Source organism: Paraclostridium dentum (assembly GCF_012922555.1).
In the GTDB taxonomy this organism is placed as follows: Bacteria; Bacillota; Clostridia; order Peptostreptococcales; family Peptostreptococcaceae; genus Paraclostridium; species Paraclostridium dentum.
In genome coordinates, this window is sequence record NZ_WIPK01000002.1 from 141,679 (window position 1) to 154,042 (window position 12,364).

Sequence of the window (12,364 nt, forward strand, 5' to 3'; positions counted from 1 at the left end):
TTAAAAACATATAGCTTTTTAATTAAACACTGAATAAACGTAGTTAAAAGAATAGGAGACAACAATGAAAGTTTTATTAATAGAAGATGATGAAAAGTTAAAAGAATATATTAGTGAATACTTAGAAGTTTATGGCTATAGGGTTACTAAGATAGATAATTTTGATAACGTTATGGAAACAGTTAAAGAGGCTAAACCAGATCTTATAATACTAGATATTAATTTACCAAAATTTGACGGATTTTATTTTTTAAAGTGTATTAGAAATAAATATAAAACACCAGTTCTAATACTTTCTGCCAGAAGTGATGAAGGTGAACAAATAAGAGGAATGGAACTAGGGGCTGATGATTATGTAACAAAACCATTTGCGATAGGTATACTTATTGCTAAAATAAATGCTTTATTAAGAAGAACTAATGAATACATCAGCACAGAAAATGAAACCAAAGGATTAAGTGAAAGTAATAAAAGTGAATTAGATTTAGTTCATGAAGGAATGAAGTTAAAATACAAAGGTCAAATTATTGAACTAACAAAAAATGAGTATGGAATTTTAAATTTACTTTTTAGCAATGTTGGAAAAGTGGTTACAAGAGAAGAAATACTAGAAGAATTATGGGATGATATGACTTTTGTTGATGATAATACATTAACTGTTAATATGACAAGAGTTAAAAAGAAACTAAGTGAATTAGGAATAAACAATGTCATTATAACAAAAAGGGGAGTAGGATATGTCTTTAATGGAATTGATAATTAAAGTTGCGAAAGTTAAATTTAGAGATTTAACTGCATTTACAATAAACACTCTAATAATACTATTATTTTATTTTTTATTTTTCAAAGATAGTGAAATAGTATATCCATTAATGTTAAGTGGTTTTATAATGGCAGTTTATTTTATTATCGAGGTTGTAAAATATAGGGAATTTTCAGAAAGATTAAATGATAGCAAAAAAAGTCCTAACTATAAAGTATCAGATTTAAGTGCTAATGAGGAGGAAGTACTAAATACAATTAGTGAAATTCATAGTGATTACATTAAACAAATATATGGTCTAAATCAACAAATAAGTGATAGAAATATCTTGTTTTCGCAGTGGATTCATAATATGAAAACATCGGTGACTGTAATAGGTTTAGCGTGCGAAAAAAGTAGTTTAAGTATAGATTTTAAAAGTTGTATTAATGATATTGAAGATGAAAATAATATTCTTAAAAAAAATTTAGAAGAATGTTTAAATATTTTAAGAGTAGATGATTTTTCAAGAGATTATATAATAAATTCTTGCAATCTTAATGAATTAGTTAATATCGTAGTTAATTCTAAAAAAAGAGATTTTATATACAAAGGGGTATATCCTAAGGTAAATATAGATAAAGATATTTATGTTTATACTGACAGGAAATGGTTTGAATATATGTTGGGACAAATAATATCTAATTCTATAAAGTATTCTAATGATAAAGTAGAGATATCAGCTAAAAATAATATTAATAATACAATAGAATTATTAATTAAAGATAACGGAATTGGAATATCTAAAGAGGATTTACCAAGAGTATTTGACCCATTTTTTACAGGGTCAAATGGAAGAAGAGAAAGATCAGCAACTGGGATTGGGCTTTATATGGTAAAGATAATATCTAAAAAACTTGGACATAGTATTGAAATAGAATCAGAGTTTGAATATGGTACAAGTGTCAAAATTACATTTAAAAGTGAAGAAATTATTTAAATTAATTTTACACTTTTAAAGATGTAAGGTTTTGTAAGGTAAATCGATTAGAGAAATTTGAACTTAGCTCTATACTAATATTATAAAGTTTTAGAAAAATATAATATTTAGAAAAGAGAGGTATACAAAATATGGAAATTTTAAATGTAAATAACTTAACTAAAATATACAACTCCTATAAAGGAGCAAAGGAAGTTATAGCTTTAGATGGAATAAAGCTAACTGTTAATAAAGGTGACTTTGTTGGGATAATGGGTCCAAGTGGAAGTGGAAAGACTACATTATTAAATATTCTTTCAGGAATTGATAAAAGCACTTCAGGAGAGATTTTAATAAAAAATAAAGATATAGTAAAAATGAAAAAAGACGATTTAACTTTATTTAGAAGAAAAAACGTTGGCTATATATTTCAAGATTTTAACCTTTTAGATAGTTTAACATTAGAAGAAAATATTGGATTACCACTTATTTTGGACAAGAAAAATCCAAAGATGATTAAAAATAAAGTTAGTGAATTGATGAAATTTTTTGGTATTGAAAAACTAAAGAAAAAATATCCATATAACATTTCAGGTGGTCAAAAACAAAGGGTAGCGGCTGCAAGAGCACTTATAAATGATCCTGCTATAATATTTGCCGATGAACCTACTGGAAATCTAGATTCAAAATCAGCAAATAGTATAATGGAGACTATATCTAAGATGAATAAAGATGCAGAAAGTACGGTTTTAATGGTAACTCATGATCCATTTGCAGCATCTTTTTGTAAAAAAATTATATTTATAAAAGATGGGAAAATAAAAATGGAGATTGTATCAGACGGAGATAGAAAGAAGTTCTTTGATAAAATATTAGAAGCTCAAAGTGTTATAGGAGGGGAAAACTAATGAATTTTTCTTCTGTAATACGAAAGAATTTTACCCATAATTTTAAAAAGTATATGTCATTTTATTTTGTTAACTCATTAATTATTGCAATGCTTTTTATGTATGGAAGCTTAATATTTAATCCAGAAGTAATAGAAAGTTCAAAACAAACAACTTTGCAGACAACGGTAATATTTGCTTTAATAGCGATTACACTTTTTTCAATAGCATTTATAACTTATGCTAACATTGCCTTTTTAAAAAATAGAGGTAAAGAATTTGGAATGTATTTAACTCTAGGTATGACTACAAAAAATTTAAATAAATTAATATTTATAGAAAATCTAGGGGTAATGCTAGCTTCGTTAATAACTGGATTATTAAGTGGAGCTTTATTTGGAAAATTATTTTACATGGGACTGAATAAAATACTAATTTCTAAACCACTTGTATATGATTTAAATCGTAGTAGTTTTTTATTAAGTATAGGTATATTTGTTTTAATATTTTTAGGAAATGCTATATTTAATGTATCTTATATAAAAAAGGTATCTATAATAGATGTTATAAAATCATCTAAGAAAAAAGAAGCAGGAAAGTCTAATAAATTTATAGGTATTGTGTCTTTAATTTTATTAGTAGGATCTTTTTATTGTCTGCCTAAAACTTTACATGGTGAAATGTTTAAGAATAATTCTTCTATGACATATGTGTTTATGTTATTAATGTTAGTTTGTCCATATATGGTAATAGGATCATTTATTGATATTATTAAATGGATTTTAAGTAAGTTTCCAAAATCATATAATAATAATATATTAATTTTAGGAAACTTATCTCATAGATTTACAGCTTATAGGACTATTTTATATATACTTTCACTATTAGTAGCTGTAGCTATGCTGTGTATGGGGTTTGGTTACTCTATGTATGCATCAAGTAGAGCACTTATGACTGCGGATAATCCTTATGACATTATGTTTATTGAAAGTGACAATTACAATAAAGTAAAACAAGAGGATATTAAAACTTTACTAAATCAAAATAATTCTAAATTAACAACTTATAAAGCTTTAGAATACATGTCAGTACCTGTATTTCAAGAAGACGGAAAAGGAAATTATACTTTAGAAAAACCAGGACAAACAGAAAATATTATAAGTGAAACAAATTACAATAAACATATGGGAACCAATTTAAGAGTAAAATCTGGGCAAAGTGTTTATGTAACAGAATATAAATCAACTGGATATAAGTATCCAAGTAGTATTTTTGCACCTATAAATGAAAAACAAAAAGCAAAAGTTAAAGAGATATTAACAAAGAATGATTATGTTATAAGCACGAATGATTTAAATAAAATTTTAGGAAGTATGCCTTATATAAAAATAAATAAAAATGATATAAATGAAAAAGATAATTCTAAATTTACCAATGAAAGAGATACTGCTGTATATAATACCGGTGCAGGTATGATTTTAAATGATAAAGATTATGAAACTTTAAAAAACAATATATCTCCTTCTTCTATTAAAAGAATGCATTTAATTAATGCAGAAAATGCTGATAAAGCTTTTGATGTATTAACTAACAACTTAAGGGGTGTTAATAAGCTTGATAAATCATACTGGAACGAAGGATCTTTATGGGGAGATTCTACATCAGATGATGCAGATAGAAATATTAAAGAAGCTTATAGACCTGTTTATACAGAAGAACTTGTAAACTTACGACTAAATGAAAGTGGAATATTACTTTTCACTATGATGTTTATAGGAATACTATTTACAATAGCTAATGGAGTAATTTTATATTACAAGGTACTTTCTGATATAGATGAAGAAGAAGAGCGATTAACGTCACTAAATCGAATAGGAGTACTTAAAAAAGAAGTTAGATTAATGATTAGTAAAGAACTAGCATTAGTATTCTTTATTCCTATTATCGGTGGAGGATTAACTGGACTATACTTTGCAAATATGCTTGTTCTTAACCCTTCTACTACAGATTTATTTATGAAAAAATCAATAACTATATTTATTGTTGGATTTATTATTCAAGCGATATTCTATTTAGTAAGTAGAAGAAAGTATATTAAACAAGCAAATATTTAAGTTTATAAAATATTAATTTTAGTTAATTGATTATAATATTTTTATGAAAATTAAATTTATTAATATATAAAATAAGAAACTATATTAAAATCTATAGTTTCTTATTTTTATGTTCGAAAAAATACCGCTTATACAACTAAAAATACCTTTTATATATAATTTATAGAATTAAAAAATTGATGATGTATAATTAAACTCAGATAGGGGGTCAAATACATGAAAATAGATATAGATATAGACAAAAGGTATGAAGAAATTCAAGTTATATTAAGGTCAAATGAAATGAATGATGAGACTATAGAAATTTTAGAAAAACTAAAAACTACAAAAAATAAATACATTTTAGGCAAATCAGATAAAAAGGTATATATAGTAGATGTGAAAGATATATATTTTTTCTACAGTGAAAATCAAAAAGTATTTGTTGAAACTGAAGATTTTAGATACGAAGTAGATGAAAGGCTATATGAAATAGAAGAGAATTTTAAAAATACATCATTTATCAGAGTTTCGAAATTTTCTATTGTAAATTTAAAGAAAGTTAAAAATATAGATATGAGTTTTAGTGGAAATTTAACTATTAATTTTATAAATGGTAAAAAGGAAAGCATATCTAGGAGATACATATCAAAAATAAAAGATTATTTAAAAAATGGAGGTTTTTAAAAAATGATTAAATATATAAAAACATTTATACATAGAGGCGTGTGTTATGGAATACCAGGAGGGGTATTTATAGGCCAATTAGTGTTTTTTATAATTTTATTAACTAGCGATATAAGTAGTTTTGAAACAACAAGAGAACAGTTTTTTATTCAATTTTTAGCTTCAGCGTTTACGGGGTTTTATTGTACAGGACTAAGTGTTGTATACTCCATAGAAGAATGGAGTTTATTAAAACAGACGTTTATAAATTTAATACTTATTACAATTGTATATTTTCCAATTTCATATTTAACAGGATGGATGCCTAAGAACTTTTTTGGAATAACTTCATTTATATTGACATTTATAGTTTTTTATATTGTGGTATGGAATATATTCAGTCATAGAGTAAGAAGTATTAATGAAAAGCTAGGAAAATTGAATAAGTAGATATTTAAACTTATATCTTGATAAATTTAATTTATATAGGGTATATATCTTACTAAAAAAGATTTATAAGTAGGAGTAATCTTATGAAAATACAAGATATAGTTATAAGAATTTTACTATCTATTTTTATAGGTGGTATAATTGGTTTTAATAGAGAAAGAGAAAATGTATCGGCAGGATTTAGAACTCATGCATTAGTTTGTTTAGGTGCAACAATAGCTGCATTAATACAAGTACAGTTAGCAAGTTTAGCACTAAGCCAAATAACAAGTGAGCCAGCCCTTTCAGGAATAGTAAAGGTGAATGATGGGAGATTTATTGGTCAAGTAGTTTCTGGAATAGGATTTTTAGGAGCTGGAACTATAATAAAAACTAAAGGTTCTGTTAAAGGACTAACTACAGCAGCTTCTATTTGGACAGTTGCATGTATTGGAATAGCTACAGGAATGGGATTTTATGAAGTAAGTATTTTAGGTGGTATTAGTACAATAATAGTCCTTGTAGTTTTAAAGAAAATAGAAGGTAAGTATATAAATAAATCTACAAAGATAAAACTTATTATAAAATACAAATCTAAAACCGAAGCTATAAAAGAATTAAAAAATTCAATTGAAGATTTACAATTACAAATTGAATCTATAGAGTTTGTAGATGAATTTAATGTTATATATACATTAAAAGACTTAAGGCTTATATGTATAAATGATTTGATTAGCTTACTATCAGAAAATGAAAGTATATTAAAGGTAAGTAAAATTGATAATTTTTAAATTAGGAGTGTACCAAAAGGTACCTCCTATATTTAGTTGAACTTATATCCATATAAAAAAATATTTAAACTAGATGGAATTGTATCAAAATAAATTTCTTTTTCATTTAGACGATTAAAGTTTTGACTATCGTAAAATCCATAATTACATCTAGTATCCGTATATAAATAGATATTGTTAACTTTCATATCAATCATATAGTTAGATAGATATTTAATTAATGTTTTTCCAACTCCAAGACCTCTAGACTCTTCGGACACAATAAATAATTGAATACAACCTTGGAAGTCGTCTTCCTTACCTTGGATAATTTCTTTATAAGTTTGTGATACTTTAGAAAATTCCTTTATAGCGTTTTTATTTTCTTTACTAGAAAAAGCTAATTTTGTACCACTAGAAACCCAACTTAAAATATTAGAAAGTTTTCTTAAATGTTTTTTATCATTTTTTGCATTTCCTAATATTATTCCAATAACAACATTATCTTTTACAGCAACTTTGCTAAATGAGCTATCTAAAAGACATCCTTGTAAGTAAATATTTAATATCGATTCTAATAAATTACTATCTTTTATAAATTCACTAAATCCAAACGCATTATTAATTAATTCTTTAATACGATTATAATCTTTTTTCTCTAAATTTCTATAAACTACATTTTTCATATAGACACACTATCCTTTCTAACTAATAAATTAAAAGTAAAATTTCTGTTGAAAATACCTTATAATGATAGTAATGTATACCCTAAAGGGAGAGTCAATGCGAAAAATTTAAAATTAGGGGATGAAAATTTATGAAAAATTTATACTCTATAGGAGAGGTTTCAAAAATAAAAAAAGTAACTGTAAAAGCATTAAGGTATTATCATAAAGTTGGAATCTTAATTCCTAAATATATAGATGATAATACTGGGTATAGATATTACTCGATAGACCAATTCATACATATTGATGTAATAAAGGGATGTAGAGCACTAGGAACTAGTATAGCTGAGCTTCAGGAAATTTTTAAGGATTGTGAAACAGAAAAACTTTTAAAGTTTTTGCATATAAAAAAATTACAAGCTGAAGAAAATATAATAAAAATGAAAGAAATAATAACGAATATTGATAGTTTAAACAATAGTGTTGAATATTCAAAAGCATTAATAAAAGATGGAGAAATAAGGATTAAACATTTTGATGATAGATACATAGTAATAGCACCGTGTAAAGAAGTAGGAAGTTTAAAAGAGCTTATTCCGTATTCAGAATTAGAAAAAATTATTAAAAATAAAAATTTAAATATCTCTATAGAAAGAGGAATTGGATATGATTTTAATTCTGAGGGAGAAGTAGAACCATTTTATGTATTTAATGAAATAATCAAAGATGAAAATATCAAAATAGATAAACATATAGATTTATTGCCTAAAGGTGATTATTTAACATTAGCATACACAAAAGAAAATGAGGAAGAATGTATAAATAAAATTGTAAAATACATAAAAGAAAATAACTTAGAAGTAAAAAAATTTATTGAAATTGAGTTATTTAATGATTTTTTTAATACTAAAACATATAGTTGCCAGATTCAGATATTTATATAAAAAGGTTGTAAAAGTTTTACAACCTTTTTGTTTTATAAAGATACAAGAGCTACTGACTGAATTTGAGCAAGTACTAATTGAGATAAAGCATCTATTAAGTTTTTATTTATAGACATATCTTTTAAAGCTAAAAAGTTCATAAAGCTATTTATTGATATTTTTTCATATATATATAAATAAGTATGCTTATCTTTTAAGAAATCTTTATTCTTTATAGAGTTATTAATTAAAGAAAGCTCATCCACAGTTGACCCTATTACTGCATGCACACATGTATGTTCTCTATATAAATCGTAATTTTTTATATAATCACATTTAGAGCTAACTAAGTTGTTCAAACTAATTATAGTATTATAAACATTTTTAGAAGAGTAGTAATTAGATTGATCTTTAACTTGTTTTGATATAAAATCGTATCTATTTTTTATTTGAGGTAGTTGTGATTTATAACTAATTAAAAGATTTTGTAATTGAGTGTTATATTCAATTTCTGTGTCTTTGTTTTTAAACTCTAAATCTCTATATTTTAAAGAAGCTTCTTCTAAATCTCTAAATAGCTTAATATCTTCAAGTTTTTTCATGTTAAACCTCCATAATAACTAATTAATTTAAGTTAATTATATTATATAAAATAGAATAATTTAAGAAAATGTTTTCGAAGTAGTGCTGTATATTAATTTTATATAAGAATAATGAATATAAACTTAAGTTTGTACACTTTTTACAATTGATAAAAATAAAGAACTAATTAATAAAAAATAAGCTAAAACTACACTTATATTATAAAAGCTATACTAAGTAAATATAGATGTTTATATCAAATTGACAGTGAAAACGTTTCTAAATATAATGAGACTATATTAGCGAAGGGGGAGAAAAAAGCATGAAAGATATGTTTTATACAATAGATAAACTTAGAAATAGAATACATGAACTAGATGATTATAGATATAGAGATAAAGTAGAACTTGAATATTTTAACACGAAGTTAAATGGGGACAGAGATATAGCGCCTAATATTCCAACTGAGTATGATGGAGTTATAAAAACTGGGGAGACATGGAAAGGAAGAGATTTATACCTTTGGATGCAAAAGGAAGTTGATATACCATCAAACTGGGAGAATAAAACTGTTGTTGGGATATTTGATTTCGGAGAAACTGGAGCTGGGAACAACTCTGGATTTGAATCGTTATTTTATCTAAATAATAAGCCTTACCAAGGGGTTGATAGTAATCACAAAGAAGTATTTTTACCTAAATATATTAATGGAACTAGGGTAGAATTAATATTTAGACTATGGACTGGGCTTGAAGGAGGAGGAATTCCAAGAGAACAAGAGCATCGTATAAATAGAACTCAATTAGCGTGGTTAGATGAAAAAGTAGATGATTTATTCTACAATGCAAGTGTAATTTTAGAAACAATAGGAGAGCTAGACGAGTATTCTCCAGATAAAGTTCACTTAACAAAAATACTAAATAATGCATTTAAATTAATTGATTGGGCATATCCAGGTAATGAAGATTTTTATAATTCACTACATGAAGCATCAGATTACTTAAATAAAGAAATAGATAAAATTGATAAACATTCAGTAGTTAATGTAACTTGTATTGGACACACTCATATAGATGTTGCTTGGCTTTGGAGATTAAAACACACTAGAGAGAAATGTGCAAGATCGTTTTCAACAGTATTAAGATTAATGGAAAGATATCCTGAGTACATATTTTTACAAACACAACCTCAGCTATATGAATATGTAAAAAATGATTATCCAGAATTATATGAAGCTATAAAACAAAAGGTTAAAGATGGTAACTGGGAAGTTGATGGTGGAATGTGGTTAGAGGCAGATTGTAACATACCATCAGGAGAATCTTTAGTAAGACAAATTTTAGTAGGGTCAAGGTTTATAAAAGAAGAATTTAATAAGGATGTTGAATATTTATGGTTACCAGATGTTTTTGGATACTCATGGGCGTTACCTCAAATATTAAAAAAATCTGGTATAGATATGTTTATGACAACTAAGATAAGTTGGAATCAATATAATAGGATGCCACATGATACATTTAAGTGGAGAGGAATAGACGGTTCAGAAATACTAACTCACTTTATAACAACTCCAGAACCATGGAGCCAACCTGGATCTTGGTTCTATACATACAATGGAAGACTTACACCTAAAACAGTAAAAGGGGTATGGGATGCATATACGGACAAAGGAATAACTAATGATTTATTAGTATCTTATGGTTTTGGAGACGGTGGCGGTGGAGTAAACCGTGAAATGTTAGAGTATAGAAAAAGATTAGATAAAATGCCAGGATTACCTAATGTAAAGACTGGAAAAGCTAGTGAATACTTTAGATGTTTAAAGGAAAAGGTAGAAAAAACTGACGAATATGTTCATACATGGGATGGAGAATTATACTTAGAATATCATAGAGGTACATATACAAGTCAGGCATACACTAAAATGATGAATAGAAAACTAGAACTTTTATATAGAGAAACAGAGTGGTTATCAACTGTAGCTTGCTTAACTAACAATGATTGGTCACTATATGCTAATAATGAAATAACTAAAGGATGGAAGACTATACTTAGAAACCAATTTCATGACATAATACCTGGTTCATCTATAACGGAAGTTTATGAAGATGCAAAACAAGAGTATAAAGAAGCAGAAGACATCGCATTAGATATACAAAATAAACTTGAAGAAATATATATAAATAAAGATGAACATACTTGGACAATAGTAAATAACTCTAACTGGGACAGGACTGAATCTATAAATATAAAATGCGATGAAGATGGAAGTTTTTATGATGAAGATGGAAATAAACTAAAATATCAAAGAAATAAAGATGAATATACAGTAGAAATTAAAAATATTCCAGCACTTGGATATAAAAGAATAATATTAAAAATAGATGATGTACAATATGATAACAACTCAGTATTTGAATACTGTGATGGTAAAATTTCAACTCCTAAATATAATATAGAGTGGAATGAATATGGACAATTAACATCTATATATGATAAAGAAAACAAAAGAGAAGTATTGGCTAAGGGCGAAAGAGGAAATGTTCTTCAAATGTTTGAAGACAAGCCAATGGCACATGAAGCGTGGGATATTGATATATTCTACCAAGAGAAGATGAGAGAAGTAAAAGATTTACAAAGCGTTGAATTAATAGAAGACGGAAATATAAAAGCTGTTATAAGATTTAAATATAAATATATGAACACAACAATAAGCCAAGACATGATAGTATACGCTAATAGCAATAGAATAGATTTTAAAACAAATGTTGATTGGAGAGAGAAAAAGCAATTACTTAAGGTGGCATTTGTAGTAGATATAAGAAGTACTATGGCTACGTACGATGTTCAGTTTGGAAATGTAAAAAGACCAACTCACTGGAATACTAGTTGGGATAGAGCTAGATTTGAAAGTGTTGCACAACAATGGGTTGATTTATCTGAAAGAAATTATGGTGTAAGTTTATTAAATAATTGTAAATATGGCCATGACATAAAAGACAATGTAATGAGATTAACATTATTAAAATCAGCTACACACCCTGATCCAGTACAAGATCAAGGAGAACAAAACTTTACTTATTCACTATTACCTCATAGTGGAGATTTTATAGATGGAAACACAGTAAAACATGCATATGAACTTAATCAACCGTTAAAATCTATAAAAGGAATGTTAAAGAGTGAGGTCAAAAAACAATTATTTAAATTTAATGATACAAATATATTGGTTGATGCTATAAAAAAAGCTGAAGATGAAGATATGATAATAATCCGTTTCCATGATTATTCAGGAAGTAGACAAAATGTAAGTATAGATAGTGATTATGAAATTACTGGATGGATGGAGACAAACTTAATGGAAAAACCAATAGAGAATTTAAGAAATGAAAACTCTATAAATGTTGTTGTAAATCCATATGAAATTAAAACACTTATGATAAAAATGAAGTAATCTAGCTTTAGCAGAGGCTTGTGATGTAGATATTTGTTTCCTTCACACAAAGCACTAAGAGCATGTGCTTTAAGTGTTTCGTCAACAATTATCTACATCACTTTGCTTTCTGACTTCAAGTAATTCACTACATTAAGGTGTGGTGGAGAGAATTAGTATTGGGGGATTTTT

At 26.2% G+C, this 12,364-nt stretch carries 11 protein-coding genes; 9 read left to right on the forward strand and 2 right to left on the reverse strand.

Annotated elements, in window-relative coordinates:
* Positions 1 to 64 precede the first annotated feature (64 nt).
* From GFJ41_RS06640 to GFJ41_RS06670, 7 genes are all read left to right on the forward strand, one after another.
* Positions 65 to 763 (forward strand): response regulator transcription factor, encoded by a 699-nt coding sequence (locus tag GFJ41_RS06640; protein ID WP_170074929.1) that lies wholly within the window; start codon positions 65 to 67, stop codon positions 761 to 763.
* The gene (locus GFJ41_RS06645; protein WP_035114540.1) at positions 738 to 1,742 is read left to right on the forward strand and encodes a sensor histidine kinase; all 1,005 of its coding nucleotides are present in this window, start codon (positions 738 to 740) and stop codon (positions 1,740 to 1,742) included. The genes GFJ41_RS06640 and GFJ41_RS06645 overlap by 26 nt, the downstream gene beginning before the upstream one ends.
* 131 nt (positions 1,743 to 1,873) lie before the next feature.
* Positions 1,874 to 2,629, forward strand: coding sequence for an ABC transporter ATP-binding protein (locus GFJ41_RS06650; protein WP_035114539.1), 756 nt, complete (start codon positions 1,874 to 1,876; stop codon positions 2,627 to 2,629).
* Positions 2,629 to 4,722, forward strand: coding sequence for an ABC transporter permease (locus tag GFJ41_RS06655; protein ID WP_170074930.1), 2,094 nt, complete (start codon positions 2,629 to 2,631; stop codon positions 4,720 to 4,722). The genes GFJ41_RS06650 and GFJ41_RS06655 overlap by 1 nt, the downstream gene beginning before the upstream one ends.
* A 216-nt stretch (positions 4,723 to 4,938) precedes the next feature.
* Positions 4,939 to 5,388 (forward strand): LytTR family DNA-binding domain-containing protein, encoded by a 450-nt coding sequence (locus tag GFJ41_RS06660; RefSeq protein ID WP_025162058.1) that lies wholly within the window; start codon positions 4,939 to 4,941, stop codon positions 5,386 to 5,388.
* 3 nt (positions 5,389 to 5,391) lie between these two features.
* On the forward strand, positions 5,392 to 5,817 hold the full coding sequence (locus GFJ41_RS06665) for a DUF3021 domain-containing protein (protein ID WP_170074931.1): 426 nt from the start codon (positions 5,392 to 5,394) through the stop codon (positions 5,815 to 5,817).
* An 83-nt stretch (positions 5,818 to 5,900) separates the two neighbouring features.
* Positions 5,901 to 6,587: an MgtC/SapB family protein gene (locus GFJ41_RS06670; protein WP_170074932.1), complete on the forward strand. Its 687-nt coding sequence runs from the start codon at positions 5,901 to 5,903 to the stop codon at positions 6,585 to 6,587.
* Between the two features lie 32 nt (positions 6,588 to 6,619).
* Here GFJ41_RS06670 and GFJ41_RS06675 read toward each other — a convergent pair whose 3' ends face one another.
* Positions 6,620 to 7,252: a GNAT family N-acetyltransferase gene (locus GFJ41_RS06675; protein WP_035114530.1), complete on the reverse strand. Its 633-nt coding sequence runs from the start codon at positions 7,250 to 7,252 to the stop codon at positions 6,620 to 6,622.
* 131 nt (positions 7,253 to 7,383) lie between these two features.
* Here GFJ41_RS06675 and GFJ41_RS06680 point away from each other — a divergent pair, with 131 nt between their 5' ends.
* The gene (locus tag GFJ41_RS06680) at positions 7,384 to 8,178 is read left to right on the forward strand and encodes a MerR family transcriptional regulator (RefSeq protein ID WP_170074933.1); all 795 of its coding nucleotides are present in this window, start codon (positions 7,384 to 7,386) and stop codon (positions 8,176 to 8,178) included.
* 32 nt (positions 8,179 to 8,210) lie between these two features.
* Here GFJ41_RS06680 and GFJ41_RS06685 read toward each other — a convergent pair whose 3' ends face one another.
* On the reverse strand, positions 8,211 to 8,759 hold the full coding sequence (locus tag GFJ41_RS06685) for a hypothetical protein (protein WP_170074934.1): 549 nt from the start codon (positions 8,757 to 8,759) through the stop codon (positions 8,211 to 8,213).
* A gap of 302 nt (positions 8,760 to 9,061) precedes the next feature.
* Between GFJ41_RS06685 and GFJ41_RS06690 the strand changes: the two genes are divergently transcribed.
* Positions 9,062 to 12,193, forward strand: coding sequence for an alpha-mannosidase (locus GFJ41_RS06690; RefSeq protein ID WP_306343045.1), 3,132 nt, complete (start codon positions 9,062 to 9,064; stop codon positions 12,191 to 12,193).
* The last annotated feature ends 171 nt before the right edge of the window (positions 12,194 to 12,364 follow it).